This window comes from Spirochaetia bacterium (genome assembly GCA_022482625.1).
GTDB lineage: Bacteria > Spirochaetota > Spirochaetia > Sphaerochaetales > Sphaerochaetaceae > Pleomorphochaeta.
The window spans coordinates 1,229,139-1,249,655 of sequence record JAKVOU010000001.1 but is presented as its reverse complement, the minus strand read 5'-3'; the positions used below and the strand labels follow the sequence as shown (position 1 = coordinate 1,249,655).

The following is a 20,517-nucleotide window of genomic DNA, read 5'->3' as shown; positions in this document are numbered from 1 at the left end:
ACTAGAATGATTTCAAAAATTGTTTTAAAAGGGGTGGCAAGTTATAGAAAAGAGGCAGTGCTTGATACTGACAAAAAAGTAAACTTGTTATATGGGTTAAATGGAACGGGAAAGAGTACTTTCTCAGAATTTCTTTATGATCAGACTGCACCGAGGTTTTCACAATGTAGGATAGAGGGACTCGAAGACAACGATGCGATATTAGTTTATAATCAAAAATTTGTTCAGGATACCTTTTATGAACCGGAGGGAATACATGGTATATTCACCTTATCAAAGGGAAATGCTAAAGCTCAAAAAGTAATTGATACTGCAAGTTCTGAAGTAAAAAAGCTGACTGAGCAAAAGAAGAAAATTGAAGAGAAAAAGACAGAAGATGAGCAAAAACATTTAAGCGAGATTGAAGAATACAAGAAACAAATATGGAAAATTAAGACGGAATACACTGGCGGTGATAGGGTCTTAGAGTTTTGCTTAGATGGACTAAAAGGTAATAAAGATACCCTTTTTAAACATCTTATTTCCTTAGAAAAGCCGGAAGGAGAGATTGATTATTCCGTAGATGATTTAAAGATAGAAGCGCAGCAACTTCAAGGTGAAGCTCAGAGCAGACAACTCTTATCAAAAGTCTTGATTAATGTTGAAGATATTGAACAATCTGAATTGCTTTCTAAAGTCATAGTTGGAAATAAGAACAGTTCTGTAGCCACGTTAATTGAAGAGTTGGGAAATTCAGATTGGGTTAATTCAGGAATTAAATATGTTCATATAGATGGAGAAAAAGGAGTATGTCCTTTCTGTCAGCAGAAAACTATTACACAGAATTTCCTTGATCAAATCAGTGCTTATTTTGATGAGAGTTATAATCGTGACAAATCTCAGATTGAGCAGATGATTTTAAGATATGATGAAGAAATAAAAAAATCAACGGATTTTTTGAATGTTATTAAAGAAGATGCTTTTCTCGAAAAAAAGAAAACAGATATAGAAAAACTTAGTGAGAATCTTATATCTGTATCAGAGCAAAATCTAAACACTCTGAGGGAGAAGTCAAAGACCCCTAGCATTCAGGTTTCGCTGCAGCCGATTAAAGAAATAATAGCATCTATAAACAGTATTATTGAAAACGCTAACGGTGAAATTGCTCTCTATAATCAAAGAATAACTGATATAAAAGGGTCTAAGGGAAAAATCAGGGATAGATTTTGGCAGCTTATGCGTAAAGAGTATAATGCTGTAATTGAGTTATATACAGCAAATGAAAAGACTTATGAGCAATCAGTAAAAAATGCCCAAAAAGATTTACAGACAAAATCATCTGAGATTAAAACTAATACGTTACTGATAGAGGAAAACCGAAAGAAAACGGTAAATATCGATGAAGCAGTAGAGAATATAAAGAATGGCTTGATAGATATTGGGATTACAGATTTTACTATAGAGAAGTATTCTGAGGAGGAAGCACTATATAAACTAAAGCGTGATGATTCAGATGAAAATGTCTTTAAAACCTTGAGCGAAGGCGAGAAAATGGTAATTAGTTTTCTTTATTTTATAGAATTGTGCAAGGGAGAATCAATTGCTGAGAAGGCTTCAAATAAGAAGATTGTAGTGATTGATGATCCTATATCCAGTTTGTCACATATTTATGTTTTCAATATTGGTAGGCTAATTCATAATGAGTTTTTAAGGACTGAAAAATATGATCAACTTTTTATTTTAACTCACAGTCTTTATTTCTTTTATGAACTGACCAATACAAATCATAAGGAGCGAAAGGAAACTCAAAAACTCTTTAGAATATGTAAGAACACAGAGAGTAGCTATTTTGAGAACATGAAATATGAGGATATTCAAAATGATTATCAGGCATATTGGCATATTATAAAAGACGAAAAGCAGGCTCCAGCATTGATAGCGAATTGCATGAGAAATGTAATGGAATATTTTTTCAATTTTGTAGAAAAGCAGGACTTTGCTCAAATATTCCAAAGACCGGAATTACAAAAAACGAGTTATATGGCCTTTAACAGATACATGAATAGAGAATCTCATTCTAAAGGTCAAAACATTTTTGATATCAAGGAGTTTGACTATTGTAGTTTCCGTTCCGCATTTAAAAAAGTGTTCGAAATTGAGGGCTATATAGATCATTATAATAAGATGATGAGTATATAATCCTTTTGAGTACAAAATGAGTACAGCAGATTTTGTACGATATGAATATGACGAAAAGCGTATCATATGATACGCCATAAAATCACGAAATGAATAGGTTGGAACGGTTTGCAGAAAACGAGCAGTCGAATGGGGGAATAGGTGCTTGCCTGCATGGAATACATGATACTTTTTCGTTGATTCCATTGACAATTTGCCAAGAAATGTACTATTGTATCCCAGTCGGCCGAGTGCGCTGATATGGGGCTGTAGCTCATCTGGCTAGAGCGCTTGAATGGCATTCAAGAGGTGGTCGGTTCGAGTCCGATCAGCTCCACAGGAAGAGAGGGTTGTCTGTTAAACAGGCGACCCTTTTTTTGATAAATGACAGATCTTATGGACATTTTGGGCTGGTTGCTGTAACTATGTCGGCTGGAAGATTGATGATTTATAGGATAAATCTGTTTCAGAATTCAAAGGGACTTATAGTATTTTAAAGATGAAAGATTTTCTTCTTAATGTTGACAGTTCAGACGAAATAAATGGATATATCCTATCTTATGGTGTATACTAAAAGCATGGAAGATTACAAATACCAAAAAGTATTGGATATATTACGTAGGGATATTCATGCAAAGAAATGGAACCCAGGCGAGCAAATTCCATCCGAAAGGGAACTTGCGGATCAATATCAGGTAAGCAGGATAACAATAAAGAAAGCTATGCAGCTTTTGGTAGCAGACAAGACACTTGAAAGGATTCCCCACAAAAGGGGAACGTTTGTACATTGTCTTGAAGAAAAACAGAATGAAACAAATCTTGTCGGAGTTGCCATTGACGATGTAACGGATAGATTCGGTTCTACTTTGCTTCGTGGTATTGAGGATTTCCTTTGGAAAGAAGGTATGCATACCATTATCTGTAACGGAGACCGTGATTTCAAGAAAACCAAAGCTTATTTCCTCTCCCTGCTGGAAACAAATGTGAGCGGTGTCATTTATGCGCCTGTAATAAGCAGTGAAGGTGATTATGTAAGGCAGAATCAGGAAATTATTTCTTTGCTTCAGGAAAAACATGTCCCTTTTGTCCTAATGGATCGTACTGTACCAGGTATGCAGGCCAATGCAGTTACTTCTGGCCATTTTGAAAGTGCTTATGAACTGACGGGGTTTTTGCTTGAACATGGTTATAAGAGGATTATATTGCTTACCGGATTGTTTTGCTCAAGTCTTGATGAGCGGGAAAAGGGATATTTGGCTGCCATGCATGAGCATGGGATTACCGTATCTGACAAATGGATTGTCAGACTCAATGATAATCTCCTGACGCCGCAGTTACTTGATCCTGAAGAAATTCATAAGCTTTCTGAAGCATTGAATTCCATGCCGGATTATGATGCAATAGTTGCATTGAACAATCGGTTGCTTTCGGCACTCGATGTAATAGTCAGGGATAGTATTTCAATACTTCCTGACAACTGTGCAATTGCACTTCATGATAAACTTTCTGTCCCATTGACGCGGCTTCGACTTTTTTGTCAGATTGTGCAACCTGACTATGAAGTAGGACAAGAAGCTGCGCAGCTTTTGATGCGTAATATCCGAGACCCCCATATGCTACCACGGCAAATTAGACTTTCGTCCCAGCTAATTCCTGGAGATTCTGTCTGAGCCCTGTCGAAATCTTAATGTGAGTTTCTCTCAGTGCTCTGTATTGGATATATCCATTTTTGCCAATCTAAAGACTATTTTTGATTTTATATTGTTTTTTTTCATTTATATGACAATAAATACTCTCTATTAAATAAGGAAAAACTTTTTGTTGACAGTTGTAGAAAGTGATAGTACCATTAATAGTACCAAAACTAAAAATGGATATATCTATATGGAGGTATTGTTGTGAAAAAATTTGGAAAAATTGCTGCATTGATGTTTTGTGTCGGAGGCCTTGTCTTTGCAAATGGACAAGGAGAAAACACAGAAGCTAGCCCTGCACAAAAATCAAGTGGTTCCTTGCAGGGGACCGTTACTGTCTATACACCTAGTGGTCCTGAGATTACTGATCCTATTTTTGATGCTTTCAAACAAAAATATCCTGGTGTGAATGTCCAGATCGTAAAAGCGGGTAGCGGAGAGATATTTTCCAGACTTGAGGCTGAAAAAGGAAATCCTGCCGCTGATATAATGTTTGGCGGCGATACAGTTTCATATGATTCCTATTCAGATTTGTTTGCTTCCTATGAATCGTCTGAAGATGGTGCAATGATAACCAATGATCCTACACACAAGTGGCATCCCTTTACGATTATGTGCCAACCGATCATGGTGAATACCGGTATGCTGAAACCTGCTGATTACCCAAAAACGGCCAAGGAACTTTCTGATCCAAAATGGAAAAAGGGTGGCATAGCTTTATCGAATCCTAACCAATCTGGAACAGGTTATACCATTGTATCCGGTTTGGTGAATGCATATGGTTGGGATTTTGTAAAGGTACTTCTGACGAACTGTGTGATCACTTCCAGTTCTGATGCAATGTTCAAGGCTGTGAAGGATGGTGAAGTTCCTGTAGGCTTTATCAATGAAGACCTTGGCGTAAAATGGGAGCAACAAGGACTTCCTGTCAAGCTCATCTACGAACCAGATGCTGTGACCGTACAGATGGATGCTCTTGGTCTGGTCAAAGGCTGTCCACATCCTGAGCTTGGCAAAGCATTGATTGATTTCATTTGCTCAAAGGAAGCTCATGAAATTGCAGTCGAGAAAATACAACGTCGCTCTGCAAGGAAAGACGTGGATCCACCGGCAAGTTTGCCTAAGCTCGGTGATCTCAAGTTGTTCACGGCAAGTGAACCCAGAGATGTCGTAAGCGCCAAGTTTGATGCATTGACAATAAAATAAGACATGCCTTTCTGATTTAGTTTGGATATCCCGTTTCTTTGTACACGGTTGACCGTTTACAGGAAACGGAGATTTTTCTTTGGCATGACAGGAGGGCAAATTGCCAAATCTGAAAAAAATAGGCAGAGATCCTTGGAAAATCTTTACGATTTTTACCATTGTTCTATTTTCTCTGCTTATCATTTGCTCACAAATCTGGATATTGAAGTCATCCTTCAAGACAGACGGTGGAAGTTTTACGGTAAAAAGCGATGCCGTCAATGGCTCATTGCTTCCTGAAAATGAAACCATCGAACGTCTGAAGGTCAACAGTGACGATAGTGGCAAAATAATTACAATAGAAGAAACATCTTCAAAACAGTCATATACTGCAACAACTGTTTCCCCTGGGGCGTTTGCATTGTCTATGGGACAGAAAGAGGCGAAGGTGTCGACATTGTCCCATGATGAACTCAAGGTGGAGTCAGGAGGACATGCCCTTTGGATCTCACAGAAGGTATTTTCAAATCCTTTTGCAGGACAAAGCAATGCAACAGTTCCTATGGCAGCGGAAGTAAGCGGCAATAAGGTAGTGATTTCCTATACACCTGGAGCATTCATTTCATTCGTTGACAAGCACACCCATGCCACATGGGAAAATTATAGGACATTCTTAGGAAGGTCCGACTATGCTGATGCAATAAAAAACAGTTTCATCATCATGGTGCTTTCGACGTTGTTTGCATCCATATTCGGGGTAGGACTTGCGTACCTGTTTGCGCGTTACCGTATTCCTGGGACAAGTATGGTCATTACGATCATAACCATGGCATCGGTTGCTCCTCCGTTTCTTGGGGCTTATGCCTGGAGAATGCTGTTGGGCCGTACTGGCATCATTACAAGAGCTTTGCATCTCGATTGGACAATTGTCGGGCTCCATGGAATTATCTGGGTCATCACTTGGTTGGTTTTTCCTATTATCTTCTTGCTTACCTATGATGCTTTTACCTCAGTAGATCATTCCATGAGAGAAGCCTCCATGAGCCTTGGCGGTGGCCTTCGGCGGACTTTTTGGAAGGTCGAGTTGCCTCTGGCTGTCCCAGGGATTGTCAATGGCCTATATCTGGCTATGATGACTGCATTTACTGATTTCGGAACACCATATATCATTTCCATCCATCTTGATGTGTTGCCAGTGCTGATTTACAAACAGTATATGAGTGAAGTCGGCGGGAACCTTTCACTTGCCAGTACCGGGAGTATGCTGATGGTTCTCTTTTCTTCTGTATTGCTGATGGCTGAGCGAATTTATCTTGCTCGCCGTTCATATGCCTCAGTAAAAACACATCAGCCATCAGTGAGGGCTGCAGGAAGGCAAAGGATATTCTTTACTTACCTGTTGACCGGAATTGTACTACTGTTTGCCTTTACGCCACATGTGACGGTTGCAATATCTGCCTTTGTCAAATGGAAATCTGGAATTCCGACTTCTGAATGGACTTTGGGTAACTTTACCCGTCTGTTCCATACAAACCTATATTCGATCGGTGTAACATTATTGACAGGGCTAAGTGCTACGTTGTTGGATTTCATCTTTGGCATCGGCATCGCCTATGTAGTGGTGAAAAAACGATATCCGTTCTTTTCCAATGCGCTTAACCAACTGGTGATGATTCCCTATATCATTCCTGGTACTGTACTTGGCATCGGATTTATTCTGCTTTTCAACCAGAAACCCTTGCTGTTGACAGGTACATGGGTCATCCTTATGCTTGCTTATTTCATCAGGAAGCTTCCCTATGCCGTGAAAAGTGCAGAATCATCGCTTTATCAGGTACATCCTGCCTTGGGTGAGGCTGCAGAAAGCCTAGGAGCAAAGCCTTTGAGAAGCTTCAGGGAGATAACGTTTCCGCTTATGCTCAGCGGTGTAGTGAGTGGTATGACGTTGGCTTTCCTGCAAATCATGACGGAGATAAGCGCTACGATTATTCTGTATCGTCCGCCATGGAAACCAATGACTGCGGTCATATTCGAAAATACAATTGATGCCGGCGCAGATTTCGGGGTTGCATCTTCCATGACTGTCCTTTTGATGATCATGCTGTATGTTCCTTTGTATATCATTACAGTAAAAGCCCGGCGGCCGAAGGAGGCTAGGATTGAAAGTATCTGAACAGAGCAAGCAGGCAACTACCGTAAAGATTGTCGATGCAAGAAAAAATTTTGGGAAATTGCAGGCATTGGGAGGTATTTCCCTTGAGATCGGCGGAGGGGAATTCTTTACATTGCTTGGCCCTTCCGGCTGTGGCAAGACTACATTGTTACGAAGTGTTTCCGGTTTTGAGAAATTGACATCGGGTCATATCTTTTTCAATGGTGAAGATACTACAGCTTTGCCTCCGTGGGAAAAGAACATAGGATTTGTATTCCAGAACTATGCCTTATGGCCAAACAAATCCATTTTCAATAATATTTCGTATGGCCTTGAAATACGTAACTATGACGCTTCTGCTATTCATGAAAAAGTCAAGTGGGCTCTCGACTTGGTTGAACTTCCAGGAATTGAACACAAGTATCCTGAAGAACTCAGCGGAGGACAGCAGCAACGGGTTGCAATTGCCAGGGCTTTGGTTATTGACCCTCGTCTGCTGTTGCTTGATGAACCACTGTCAAACTTGGATGCAAAACTTCGGATTATCCTGCGGCAGCAGATAAAGTCAATCCAACAGAAACTGGGGGTTACTGCCATCTACGTGACACATGACCAGGAAGAAGCGCTTGAGATATCGGACCGTATTGCAGTCATACGTTCAGGCTGCATACAACAAATCGGGACGCCTAAGGAAATCTATCAGGAACCAGCCAACAGTTTTGTTGCAGATTTCATCGGCAAGGCAAATCTGCTTCCTGGGACTCTCAGGGGTGGAAAATCTTTTGTCCTGGCTGATGGCTTTTTGATTCCGCTTCCATCTGTTTCCAAAGAATCAGCAGGGACGATCCTGTTTATGCGTCCTGAAGACATATCTTTGGTTGCTGTATCAGAACCAGAAAGTTTTTGCGGCCTTGTGACAAAATGTTATTTCTTGGGAAATATCTACAGATATCAGATTACTCTAGGTAATTCAGGAACTTTTGTTTTGGTGGAGATACACGAAGAGTTGCACTTGAATGAAAAAGTTTACCTGAAGGTAAGGAAATATGGGTTGTTCAATGAATAGAAAGAAATTCTTTTCTCTTTTGCCTGATATGTCAGCATATTTTGGCAATTTACTGACGGTAGAACAGGCTGAAAAAGAGACAAGTCTGGGTATATCCCATGGATATTGGGCTTCTTTGATGCAGTTCCAACCATTGTTTGAAGTTGCCATATACAAAGGAAAACTACCTGTTGCTATGGAACTTGTGGAAAGGTCTTCGTCTCCCATTGAGGAAATTAAAAAGTATACGGGAAATGGTTTGACCTATGTACAAAAAATTGCAGTGATTGATGACAGGGTCCTGTTGGATATTTCTTTGGCGGCGTCAAGTGACTTGCCAAGAGAAGACCTGCAGTTAGGTATATCCGGTGCTTGCCTGTTTTCACCGGAAGGTATTCCCTATCATTGGTTGGAAGAAGCTTTTGTGCATGCAGCAGTTCCTGATACTTCACATATTGAAGGCGTGTGGGAAGATGAATCTTTTGTCCTGAGCCTTTCTCAACCGGCTGAACATATTGGATTGCGGCCTGTCTTGGAGACAGAAGTAGAACGGCAACAGTATTTTTCCAGCTTTAACTTGAAAAAAAGATTCCGGTATTGGGTTGCTCTTGAAGCACGTAAGGAAAACAACTGTTTGCTATCGACACTTGCGGCACGGAATTTTGCCTATCATATGACAATGATACCGAATTTTGAAAAAAACGGTGAAGCTCATTTTTCAGTTGAGTTGTCAATACATACTTCCAAAGACCGTCAATCCCATAGTTGTTGCTATGGAGAAGTTTCACGGGAACTTGAGAACCGATGGGATCATTTAGTTGAAGAACTTCCTGTGTTTTCCTGTGTCGACACGGATCTTGAACGTATATATGCTACCAGTTGGTATGTTTTGCATTCAAGCCGAATTTCCTGTACAAGGAAACATTTGCCGTATCCTTTCACCTCAGTCAACAAATTCCATTATTTCAATCAGTTTTTCTGGGACTCTGCGTTTGAGAACATTGCATTGCTTTGGTATAACAAACCCGGTCCGGCTGAAGATGAAATGAAGAATTTTGTGAAAAACCAATGGCGTTGCGGCATGTTGCCTTATGAATTGTTTATGTATCCGACAAATGGAAGGGAGTGGATGGATGGAGATTTCCATACATCTGGTACAACCCAACCACCTGTCATCGGTATTTCCCTCTGGCAAGTATATTGCAAATATGGCCATAAGGATTACCTGCAGTATTTCTATGATTCTTTGGTTGCTTATGAACGATGGCTTGGTGTCTATCGGGATTTAGGGAAAAGAGGGCTTTCCTGTTATGTGAATATCTGGGAGTCAGGATGGGATAACAGCCCTCGGTTTGATGCTGTGACCCGGAACAGAGTGCTTGACCCCTATGTTGAAAGTGTTGATTTCAATGTGTATGTCTATATCTTACGCGGTACCATTCTGAGGATAGCAAAATTACTTGGGAAAACGGAACCGGAGGGGATTCGGACCCGTATGGAAAAGGAAAAGCAAAGTATGAATGCTGTAATGTACTGTCCGGAGGATGGTTTTTATTACGATGTCATTGCAGGAACATCTGAACAGATCAAAGTCCGTACCGCTGCAGGGCTTCTTCCCCTCCTTACTGATATTCCCACCAAGGCACAGAAGGATTGTCTCATCAACGACTATCTTCTATCTGACAAGGAATTCTTGTCGGAGGTTCCTGTACCATCGGTAAGCAGGATAGAAAAATGCTATGATCCCAAGGATTTCTGGCGTGGCGCAAATTGGCCTCAGATAACTTGGTCTTTGATTTATGGTATCAGTGAGGAATATCCTAGGGAAGCTGGTATTTTACTTGATCGGTTTCTGCAACATACGGTACAGAATCAAAATTGCTATGAATATTATCATTCAGAGACAGGAGAAGGGGCTGGCCTTCCTTTCCAAGGATGGGGGTCCCTCTACATTGATTTGATTATACGTTTTGTTGCTGGTATCAGTCCTTGTGAGCATGGCTTTTGTTTTAATCCAGTATCACAGGAATATACAGATTTTTCTCTAAGCAATATCCGTTTGAAAGAATGTGCTGTTTCTGTAAAGAGATCTGGCAGACATTGGTGCATTTCTTTGTCTTCTTTGGGAACAATTCAGTTTGATGAACCTGATTTGGTTTTTCACGTTGAGAAGCAAAGTGATAGCTTTGTCTTTACTTTTTCGAAAAAGCCTGATTCCTTGGAAATTTCTTTTCCCCATAGTTGGAAGGATGGCTTGGTGGTTTATTCGAAGTAATTCTATTTCGAGATAGGAATTTACTCTATGACGCATACATATGCGTCGGACACTGCGGGATCTGCAAATATTTGCAGATCCTATTCTTTTTGCGGCTTAATTCCTTTTTACCATACATGTGGAAAGCAGATTTGTTACCAAAATAATATGTAAGAGGAGAAAAAAGAAGATAGATGTTGTATAAGAAATGCTTTTCCGTGTTGAAAAGACATTATTTGAAGATTTTTGCATGTTGTTGCTACATTTTGCTGTATCCAGTTTGTTTCAAAAATAATTAATGACTTATAGTTATAATAAAAAATACTATATTTTGTTTATATTTACCTTGTTGGGCCATTGAAGAAATATGTGGTTTGATAAATGGAGAGATTTAATAATATAAGCAAATTTAAGGAATAATTTAGATAAAATTTTTATCTATAAATTGACAAGCCAAAGTCATTATTGATATCTTCATCACATGGAGTGGTAAAATTCTCATACTTTTTTAACATACAGGCATAGAAGGAGATTCAATTGCATGGCTGATGCTTTCGGCATTATATTTGGCTTATTGGGTGGTCTTGCCATATTCCTCTATGGTATGAATCTTATGAGTGAAGGCCTGCAGAAAGTTGCCGGCGAAAGGATGAAACAAGTCCTTGGTATCCTGACAAAGAATGTATTCTTCGGAGTTCTTGCCGGTACGGTTACCACCATGGTGCTGCAGAGTTCAAGCGCAACGACGGTCATGGTCATAGGGTTTGTCAGTGCCGGTCTGATGGATCTTCCCCAGGCAATTTCTGTTATCTTCGGTGCAAATATCGGTACGACGATGACAGCTCAGCTGATAGCCTTCAAGTTGTCAGATTATATCTGGCCGATATTATTTGCCGGTTTTCTCCTTTATTTTGTCGGCAAGAATGAGAAAAGAAAGAACATTGGGCTTACTATCTTTGCTTTTGGATTGCTGTTCGTAGGAATAGAGACGATGGGATCAATGATGAAACCATTGGCCCATTCAGCAGTGTTCATACGTTTGATCGGAAAGGTTTCACATGTTCCTTTCCTTGGGGTACTTACAGGTGCATTGATGACAATCGTCGTACAAAGCTCTTCGGCGACTATTGCCGTGCTGCAGAACTTTGCAAGTACTCCTGGCCCTGATGGTGTCCATTCGATTATAGGACTTACGGGCGCTATTCCTATCCTGCTTGGTGATAATATAGGTACTACCATTACTGCTTTGCTTGCAAGCATCGGACAAAGCCGCAATGCCAAGCGGACTGCAGTTGCCCATAGCATCTTCAATGTCGTCGGCAGTCTCCTGTTTGTCTGCCTGATGCATCCGTTCGCACAGTTGGTTCAGTTCATTTCTCCGAAGGGACCCGAACTTGAAGTGATTTCCAGGCAGATTGCCAATGCCCATACTTCATTCAATGTCATCAATACCCTGCTGTGGATACCTTTTGTATGGTTGATGGTAAAGATTGTGATGACGATTGTTCCACCTTCTGCAGAAGAAGTGCAGCATCATGAACAGGTTTCCTCAAAGGTATTCCTAGATGAAAAACTGCTTAACCAACCAGTGTTTGCACTCCATATGTGCCAGCAGGAAGTATTGCAGAGCTGCGATGTATTCTATTCAACGTTGAAGGATACGAAGCAGGCTGTCGTACCTTTTGAACCGGGACAAGTCCGCTTGCTGAAGGCAAAGTGGAAAGAGCTATGTGATTTGCAGCGGGAAGTGCAACATTACCTTTCCAGGCTGATCAGCGTCGGGACTTCTACTGAAGCCCAGACAGATACAGTGACCGAGCTGTTGCTCGTTGCATCAGGATTGGAAAGAATTGCCATTCAGATTCGCAGGATGCTTGAGGAATTGGAAGAAATGCATGCCAAGGGATTGGAATTTTCAGATGCCGGAGAACGTGAAGTACGACATTTGTTATCCGGAGTTGTTGAAATGAGTCGAAATGCATTCCAGACATTGAAAAGTGGTGACGATTTGAGCATCATGATGGTAATCAGGGAAAAAGAACAACTCGGTGATATGGAAGAGGCAATGAAGGCAAACCATATGGTACGGTTGGACAGCGGCATATGTAATCCTATGATGACACCATATTTCAATTCAATCATGGGGGACGTGATGAATGTAGGTACATATCTTATGGATATCTGTTCCTCTCTTTCCTATGGATTGGATGTAAGCGTCGAAGAGAGAAAACAAAAAAAGGCTTGACTACTTGTCAAACCGGCAATGATTTGGAATATTGTATGCATGCATACAGAAGACGAATTTCAGTTTTTGCTCATACGCCATGGCTATTCATTGGGAAACCGTCTTTCCACACTCAGCGGACAGAGCAATGTCCCTTTGTTGGAGAAAGGAAGGAAGGAGCTTGAAAGGCTGAGCCAAGAGCGATTATATCCTGTTTGTGATAGGAATTATTCTTCGGATATGGACCGTTGCGTCGATACATTCAATACTCTCTATGCTGGTAGGGCCACGCTTGACGGGACGAGTTCCTCTCTTAGGGAAATCAATTTCGGTAAATTTGAAAACTTGCCACAGGGTGGGGGCAACCTACAGCACTTTTTTTCCAATTGGTTAGCTGACAAGCGATTGGCTGATGAAGAAAGTTTTATCCAGATAGCTCAGAGAATGTCTGATTTTCTGACTTCCAGCCTTAGGGAATTACACGAGGATGGTTTGCATAGCTTGTGCTTTGTTTCCCATAGTGTCGCTTCACGGGTTTTGCTTGTTACTTTGGGAGCTTTTGAAAGATCCCAATTTTCACAGATACATATGGACAATGGACAGGGATATGCCCTGAGACTTTCTTTTGATGGGCATGCCGCAGTACTTCGGGAGATCAAACCACTGCCCTTTGCACGTAGGATGTAAGAAAAGTACTGTCTGTTGTCAATTGCCATTGTTTTTGATTGCTGGTATGCTGAAACAGGGGCTGTTGCCTCAGGGAGGGCCATATGGAAACCAGGATAGCGATACTGGCAATAATCATTGAAAGCGGCGATTCCGTAGAGCAAGTCAACGAATGCCTGCATGAGGCTGCTTCTTATATCATCGGGAGGATGGGGTTGCCATATCCGAAAAAACATCTTTCCGTCATTTCCATTGTACTTGATGCTCCTCAGGATTTCATCAGTTCTTTGGCTGGCAGACTGGGCCAGATTCCTTCGGTGAGTATCAAGGCGACTTATTCCAAAGTATGAATGATAGTATTGCTGACTATGCTTTTTAAATGCTTTTGTTTGTGCTATTATGAAATGAAGAATCTCATGATGGATATGGTATGCTGGCTAACCATGTCGGGAATAAGGAAAACAATTGGATGAATGATAAGCAGATGGATCAATTGGTCATGCAACATTTGGAAGAGTGCAAGGGAGGAAAGGTTCTTGTCATCCACCCAGTGGAAGAAAATTCGGTGGGTATATATGACAATATCGATGAAATTCCGCAGCCAGATTTGTCTGAAACGATATCACCTATGTTGGTTGTTATTTATAGTGACAGTACTGATAGTATTGCTTCTTTGAAAGGAATTGAACGATTTGCTCACCTTGTTGCACAGGTCTATATAATTGTCTATGTCCCGGTACCTCTTGCCGAGGGAATGAAACTCAAGCTTTATCAATCCGGTGTCAAAGCTGTTGCCGAAGGACTTGGGCAGATGCGCAAGAGTCTCCTTGATTTTCATGAATATCAAATTTCGTACCAACATGTACTTGTCAGCTTGTTTGATTCTCTTGCAGAAGTGTTTCCTGGTGGTCTCATTATTCTTCGCTCTACAACAGATGGAAAATCTTTGCATGTAATAAAATACAATAAAAAATTATTGGATTTGGGCGGTTGGTCAAAGATGCCTGATATCATTGATATTGATTGTCTGACCTCCTTTATTCCTGCACCGGATGTCAATCGCTTTGTTTTCCAACTTTCACGGGTGTTGGATGGTGAACTAAGTTCTTTCTCAATTGAGCATAGGATACAATGTTACAATGGTTCAGAAGAACGTTGGGTCAATTCCAGATTGTCCAAGCTTGAAGGTCTTAAAGGTTATTTTGCTTATTCCATGGAAGATATTTCCAAAGTAAGGCAGCAATGGAAAAAATTGGAATCGCGGAGAGCCTTGCTTCGACGCAAGGCTCGGCATGACCTGCTTACAGGATTATACAACAGGGAGACGTTTGTCAGCTGTACCTCGAAGCTGCTCAGGATGAATCCTCATACTGACTATGTCATGATTTATCTAGATGTCAGTAAGTTCCGGATGGTAAATGAAGTATTCGGGCACAGCAGCGGCAATGTCCTTCTTGTGGAAATTGCTTCTGTTCTGTCTGACAAGACGAAATTCGTAGGGACATATGGAAGATTGGAAAACGATTCGTTCGTCCTCTGTGTCGAGAAGGAACAGTTTGATGCAGAAAAGCTTTCTCAGTTGCTTTCTATCGATCTTTCCGAACAGGGCATCCTTTTCAGGCCGTTGATCAATTTCGGTGTATACGAAATTGTTGACCATACGTTAGGTGTGGAGACTATGCTGGCGAGGGCTTATCTGGCTTTGCAATCTGTCAAAGGTGACTGTATCTGTACCTATGCATACTATGACCCTTCGATGAGCCATGCAGTCAAGGAAGAACAGCAGATCCATGGCGAGATGGAACTTGCCCTTAAGACCGGACAGTTTGTCCTTTATTATCAGCCGGTATTTTCTTTGGAACAGAACAAAGCTGTCAGTGCCGAAGTGCTGGTGAGATGGAAACATCCTGTAAAGGGTCTGCTGGCACCGGCACAGTTCCTTCCTGTCTTTGAGCAGAATGGTTTCATTATCAAACTTGACCAATATGTTCTCGAACATGCCTGTATCTACCTTGCAGAGAGGAAGGCCCATGGACTTCCATTGTTTCCGATTTCTGTCAATCTGAGCAGACGTAGCATTTCAAGTGAAACCCTGGGCCAGCAACAGGAAGAGACTGTGCGATCCTATGGTCTTGATCCCAGCATGGTCAAGATAGAGATTACCGAAAGCGCCTATATGGTCAATACCGGTGAATTGATTGCCATGGTCAATGATTTGCGAAAGCGTGGTTTCGTTGTCATGATGGATGATTTTGGATCCGGCTATTCCAGTTTGAACATTCTCAAGGATTTGCCGGTAGATTATCTGAAGATAGATATGAGATTTCTTTCAAGTTTCAAATCCAGTGAGAAAAGCAGGGATATCATCAATTTTGTCGTCAGGATGGCTAAGTGGATGGGACTGAAAGTCATTGCTGAAGGTGTTGAAACTTTGCCGCAGCTTTCTTTCCTGAGAGGAATCGGCTGTGACTTGGTACAGGGGTATTATTATGCAAAACCGATGCCTCCGCAGGAGCTGGATGACTTCATTGAAAAAAATGGCTTAGCTATAGGATCCCCTTTACCTTTGAATATTCCGGACAAGGATTTTCAGGACTGTAATCTGGCATATGTAACAGACTTGTTGGAAGAAATCAAGGGGGCTGTTGCTTTTGTGCTTGTTTCTCCTGATGGACGTCTTGAGCTACTTACTGCGAACAGGTATTACATTGACCGTTTCTCTGATGAGGATATCTTACTTGATGATTTGGGAAAACTTGGCCTTTTTGGCGAAGACCATAAAATTTTCTGTAATTTGATTAACAGGGTGCTGAACTCACACAGGATACTGGAGGAAAAAGTACATCTGCAAAAGCCGGATGGTACGATTGAAAAAGTCCAGATGATAGCTGCATATCTTGGCACTGGAATGAAAAGTCCGATTATCTACCTGTCTTTGGTCCGTCAGTAGGTAAAGAAGCACTGATATATTGGATATAGGAAATCTGACCATTCCAATCAATCATCTTGGTTTTTATCTGCTGATATAAGGTACGGCTGTTTCTACAGATCTTTTTATTTTTCCAACCTGTCAGATTGCAGTCAGGACAAGGGCCTGAGTTTCCTTTCAGAGACTGGAAGCAGAGTTGCCCGCAGATATTGGTGTTCCTATCTATTTTGAAAAGTTCTCTTGCTTTTTCGTTGATATAGAGGACACGATAGCTTTCAGCTTCGATGACGACTATTCCTATAGCCAAATCATCAAGGACCAGCTCAAGAAGGGCTGTGGAAGATCCGTTTTTCTGTCCCTGACGTTCCTGTTGATAAGAAAGCTCAAGGGAATTGGTGCTTTCTTCACTGAAAAGCCTATATTGATTTTTCCCTTTTGCTTTTGCTTCATACAATGCAAGGTCCGCCAGATGTTCCAACATGTCTGGATCTTCTGAATGTTCAGGAAACAGAGAAATTCCGATTGAAATTGAAACTTTGACGTATGCAGAAGGAAATTCAATCATTGAAACAGCTTTACATAAGTCTGCTGCCTTTCTGCATGCAGTATCAGCGGAAGGGTTCCCATCCATCAGGACAATGAATTCATCACCTCCACATCTGCAGATAATATCCGTTTCCTTGAATTGCTTTCGGATTTTGTCTGCAACTACCTTGAGTACCTGATCTCCGAATTGATGACCATGGGTGTCGTTGATTTGCTTGAAATAGTCAATATCGATAAAAAACAATGCTAATTTCTGTTGATAGATAATTGCATGGGCAAGGACACTTCCGCTGAGATAATCAAAACCAAATCTGTTGATCAGATTTGTCAGGGGATCTCTTTGTCCACTTTTTATTACGCGTACTTCATTTTCCTTTTCCATAGTTATGTCACGTGAAATGATGTATCCATGTAGATGCCCATGCACATCCCTTCGATAGATGCATTTTATGGCGGACCACTTGGATTTAATATTGTCCTGGATATCTGTAAACCTAAGTTCGACAAACTGTGGGGTAAGATTGCCGGTTGCTACAGCGGTAGTAATACTGTGCATGAAATTCCTTGCAGCTGTCTTATGGCTTAGCGGCACGTTTTCTCCGAACTTTGTGATAAAGAATTCATAGGTCAACCCATCTGGAATTTCCTGAATGTTTGAGATGGACTGTACTATTTCTTTTTCAGTCAAGTCAACATCCAATATATAATTGAACTCTTTTAATACCAAATTGAACAAAAAGCCGGAATCATCCTTGGCTGGTTGATAATCCATATGCATGTAAAACCCCTTTTGATGATACTAATAGTATAATAATTTTGTGCTTAATAAAAGGATATCATCCGTGGCATATTTTTGAAAAGCTATGAATTAAATTAATTTGATAAATTTATCTATTAATATTTGTCATAAGTTTCTAATTTTTTATTTGCTTGATATTGTTATTTTACCTAACAATATAGTGAAGAAAATAAGTGGAAAAATCTAATAAACCCAATAGAAGCAGGAAATGTATTTTTTTACTACATATATTTTTTACTATATAGTAAAACAACAGGACAAAATTTATCATGTCTGTTGACATAAGTAGTAAATTATGATATTTTCAAATTGTCTGGCAGTGGGTCGGTTGATTATATCCCGTACATAGACTTTTTAGTTTTTTTGTTCTGCCCACTGTTCTATCGCCATTGTTGTTTTCCCCCTCATTTTTGAGGTAATAATGGTGATGCCTTTTGCCGTATTAACGGCAACCTCTCTAGGATTGCAAGCCTGGGGAGGTTTTTTTTGCTATGTCATTCAGCCCGTATGAATACATACAGGCGGGAAGACTGATCATCAAGTACGCGTGTCAGATGTCCGTCATAACCGGTACCCCCGAAAGTCTGTGTCAGATGAATTCCTGCCTTTGCAAGAAATTCCCCTGTCACGGAATAATGTACGGTTTCACTGTCAATATAAGCAGTTTCCTTTCTCTTTATTTTTCCGTATGATATATCATCAATCAGGCAATCTGCCAGTTTTCCAAAGACTTCCATTGGAATTCGCTGGGGGCGAGGGTAGACTTCATAGCGAGTCTTCGGCGCAGCGACAGGAAACTTAAGGACGTCAAGGCCTGGATTCGGCTTATTGAACAATCGGAAATCAAGAAGCAACATTTCTGTCTTGTCGGGATTCATCACTGCCCATCTTACTGTATTCGTATCATGAAGGAGGCGAATGAATGTTCCATATTGGAATAGGTTGCGATGTGCCTTATAGAAAGCAATCTGTTCTGCAATTATTTCAAGTTCTGAAGCAGATAATTCCGTCAGATCAAGTTCATAGCCTAGGTTCCCGAAAGCTGCAATATTGAACCGGGTCTCGATGTTGCTTTTTCGCAATGTCTGATGGTTCGGTACAGACGAAACATGGCAACACATAGCAGAGAGCGGATAACCATAACTGGTTCCTTCCTGGATATAGATTCGTTCCAAGGCATCGGTATCATCACTGGTCCATGTCTGGGGCATGAAACAGAGCATGCCTAAGTCAAAGCGATTGCCGCCAGATGCACAGGATTCGAAAAGGATTTTCGGAAAACGTCTTGTAAGTTTATCCAACAGGTCATATAGACCCAGTACATAGCGATGGTTGAATTCACCCATGTCCCTGATATCATTATTTCTCGAAGCAATGTCACTGAAGACCCTGTTCATATCCCATTTGACATAGTCTACTTGTCCAAGTGCAAAAATCTTAGTAAGCGCCTCAAGGAGATAATCCCTGACATCTTCCCGTGTCAGATCAAGAATGAACTGATGACGTCCGACACTGGGTGCTCTGCCTGGTATCATGATTGCCCAATCTGGATGTGTATCAAAAAGATTGCTGTTGCGACTGACCATTTCCGGTTCGACCCAAAGTCCAAACATCAGACCTAACTGGTGAATTTTGAAAGAAAAAGCTCCTAGGCCTGAGGACAATTTACTGGTATTGACGACCCAATCGCCCAAGCTGCTTGTATCATCGTCCCGTGCTCCGAACCAACCATCGTCAAGTACGAAAAGTTCCGCACCGACTTTTTTTGCCGTTTTTGCCAAGCTCAGCAATTTGTCCTCGTTGAAGTTGAAGTATGTAGCTTCCCAGTTGTTGACTACTACAGGGCGTTGCCTGTTTTGCCAGTAACCTCTTACGATGTGGTTGTTGATGAAATAATGCAAATTGCGGCTGGCAGTATCCAGACCCGCTCCGCTATAGGTCATGATTGCTTCAGGAGTTGCAAAGTGTTCTCCTGGTGCGAGTTCCCAGTTGAAGCTATAGCTGTTTATTCCTGTAAGGATCCGTGTCTGACCATAGGGGCTGACTTCGATGCTTTCCCTATGGTTGCCGCTGTAGACCAGATTCGTTGCAAGACATTCCCCATGCAGTTCATCACAGTCTTTTCTTGCAAGAAAAATACAGGGGTTGTGTTCGGCACCAGAAACTCCGGTCTTGCTGTCATTTATCCTGATTCCAGGTGACAGGGGACTACGGTCAATATGGCGTTCTCTTGCCCATGCTCCGTTGAAAGTGATCAAATCCCAGTTGCTGTCATCCAGATCAAGCTGAAGGGAACTGAGGTTCTTGACCATGACAGAAGCCGTTGCATCATTGCAGATGTATGCTTTTCTAGTAATTACATCACAGTTTGTGTAGACTGTATAGGTAAGAATCAATCTCAGTGGCAGCTTCTTTTCTGCAAGGGTTACTTGCAGGCTATCACATTCTTCCCTGGCTCCATATGACTCGGGGAGACCTGTAAATGTCCTAGGTTTGCCATGGAACAGCTGATGGTTTTGATAAAGAAAATCAAGTGTATCCATACCGTTATCATAAGTAAGTCGTATGCAGCTTTCCCTGAAGTCTCCTTTTCCTGGAGTAGAGATTTCTTGTTTTGTAATCTCCAGCATTGTCGGATCTTCTTCGGTATAAGCGACACCTGTTCCTATCGGGTTTGTCAGTATCGGGAACAATGCATCGGAGGAAATCGAATCTCTGTCAAGATGCTGTCCATAGTACAGATGTTCAAGATGTCTGCTGGAATTGATACAGAAAAGGTAGGTGCTACCTGTCGTGCTGAGATTGAAGATGCCATCTTTCAGTTCTATCACTTGAAAACGCTCCTTTGCAGGTTGCACAACTGCAT

Annotated in this window: 12 protein-coding genes and 1 tRNA gene; 11 read left to right on the top strand and 2 right to left on the bottom strand. The window is 41.2% G+C overall.

From position 1 onward, the window contains the following. Nucleotides 1-6 precede the first annotated feature (6 nt). The 11 genes from LKE40_05640 to LKE40_05590 all read left to right on the top strand — a co-directional run bounded on the left by LKE40_05640 (nt 7) and on the right by LKE40_05590 (nt 16,327). Nucleotides 7-2,178 (top strand): AAA family ATPase, encoded by a 2,172-nt coding sequence (locus LKE40_05640; GenBank protein ID MCH3916934.1) that lies wholly within the window; start codon nt 7-9, stop codon nt 2,176-2,178. Nucleotides 2,179-2,420: 242 nt separating this feature from the next. Beyond that, nucleotides 2,421-2,494: transfer RNA gene (locus LKE40_05635), tRNA-Ala, on the top strand. A gap of 241 nt (nt 2,495-2,735) precedes the next feature. Next, nucleotides 2,736-3,827 carry a GntR family transcriptional regulator gene (locus LKE40_05630; GenBank protein ID MCH3916933.1) on the top strand — a complete coding sequence of 364 codons (1,092 nt, stop codon included), beginning with the start codon at nt 2,736-2,738 and terminating at the stop codon, nt 3,825-3,827. Between the two features lie 228 nt (nt 3,828-4,055). After that, nucleotides 4,056-5,057: an ABC transporter substrate-binding protein gene (locus LKE40_05625; protein ID MCH3916932.1), complete on the top strand. Its 1,002-nt coding sequence runs from the start codon at nt 4,056-4,058 to the stop codon at nt 5,055-5,057. A 100-nt stretch (nt 5,058-5,157) separates the two neighbouring features. Beyond that, nucleotides 5,158-7,209: an iron ABC transporter permease gene (locus LKE40_05620; GenBank protein MCH3916931.1), complete on the top strand. Its 2,052-nt coding sequence runs from the start codon at nt 5,158-5,160 to the stop codon at nt 7,207-7,209. Then, entirely contained in the window at nt 7,196-8,254 is a 1,059-nt protein-coding gene (locus tag LKE40_05615; protein ID MCH3916930.1) for an ABC transporter ATP-binding protein, read from the top strand. The genes LKE40_05620 and LKE40_05615 overlap by 14 nt, the downstream gene beginning before the upstream one ends. Next, on the top strand, nt 8,247-10,508 hold the full coding sequence (locus LKE40_05610) for a glycogen debranching protein (protein ID MCH3916929.1): 2,262 nt from the start codon (nt 8,247-8,249) through the stop codon (nt 10,506-10,508). Before LKE40_05615 ends, LKE40_05610 begins: the two co-directional genes overlap by 8 nt. Nucleotides 10,509-11,028: 520 nt before the next feature. Continuing rightward, nucleotides 11,029-12,732, top strand: coding sequence for a Na/Pi cotransporter family protein (locus LKE40_05605; GenBank protein ID MCH3916928.1), 1,704 nt, complete (start codon nt 11,029-11,031; stop codon nt 12,730-12,732). A gap of 39 nt (nt 12,733-12,771) precedes the next feature. Beyond that, a complete protein-coding gene (locus tag LKE40_05600; GenBank protein ID MCH3916927.1) occupies nt 12,772-13,398 on the top strand; it encodes a histidine phosphatase family protein in 627 nt (208 codons plus the stop codon). An 83-nt stretch (nt 13,399-13,481) separates the two neighbouring features. Further along, a complete protein-coding gene (locus LKE40_05595; GenBank protein MCH3916926.1) occupies nt 13,482-13,727 on the top strand; it encodes an iron-only hydrogenase system regulator in 246 nt (81 codons plus the stop codon). A gap of 119 nt (nt 13,728-13,846) precedes the next feature. Beyond that, the gene (locus LKE40_05590; GenBank protein ID MCH3916925.1) at nt 13,847-16,327 is read left to right on the top strand and encodes a bifunctional diguanylate cyclase/phosphodiesterase; all 2,481 of its coding nucleotides are present in this window, start codon (nt 13,847-13,849) and stop codon (nt 16,325-16,327) included. On the opposite strand, the gene LKE40_05585 is transcribed toward LKE40_05590, so the two are convergent. Continuing rightward, nucleotides 16,299-17,630: a diguanylate cyclase gene (locus tag LKE40_05585; GenBank protein MCH3916924.1), complete on the bottom strand. Its 1,332-nt coding sequence runs from the start codon at nt 17,628-17,630 to the stop codon at nt 16,299-16,301. The genes LKE40_05590 and LKE40_05585 overlap by 29 nt on opposite strands. A 515-nt stretch (nt 17,631-18,145) precedes the next feature. Then, entirely contained in the window at nt 18,146-20,482 is a 2,337-nt protein-coding gene (locus tag LKE40_05580) for an alpha-galactosidase (GenBank protein MCH3916923.1), read from the bottom strand. Between the last annotated feature and the right edge of the window lie 35 nt (nt 20,483-20,517).

Coding starts and splice junctions, on each gene's coding strand:
- LKE40_05595 (MCH3916926.1), top strand. CDS start 13,482: ATGGAAACCAGGATAGCGATACTGGCAATAATCATTGAAAGCGGCGAT.
- LKE40_05630 (MCH3916933.1), top strand. CDS start 2,736: ATGGAAGATTACAAATACCAAAAAGTATTGGATATATTACGTAGGGAT.
- LKE40_05605 (MCH3916928.1), top strand. CDS start 11,029: ATGGCTGATGCTTTCGGCATTATATTTGGCTTATTGGGTGGTCTTGCC.
- LKE40_05590 (MCH3916925.1), top strand. CDS start 13,847: ATGAATGATAAGCAGATGGATCAATTGGTCATGCAACATTTGGAAGAG.
- LKE40_05585 (MCH3916924.1), bottom strand. CDS start 17,630: ATGCATATGGATTATCAACCAGCCAAGGATGATTCCGGCTTTTTGTTC.
- LKE40_05610 (MCH3916929.1), top strand. CDS start 8,247: ATGAATAGAAAGAAATTCTTTTCTCTTTTGCCTGATATGTCAGCATAT.
- LKE40_05600 (MCH3916927.1), top strand. CDS start 12,772: ATGCATACAGAAGACGAATTTCAGTTTTTGCTCATACGCCATGGCTAT.
- LKE40_05640 (MCH3916934.1), top strand. CDS start 7: ATGATTTCAAAAATTGTTTTAAAAGGGGTGGCAAGTTATAGAAAAGAG.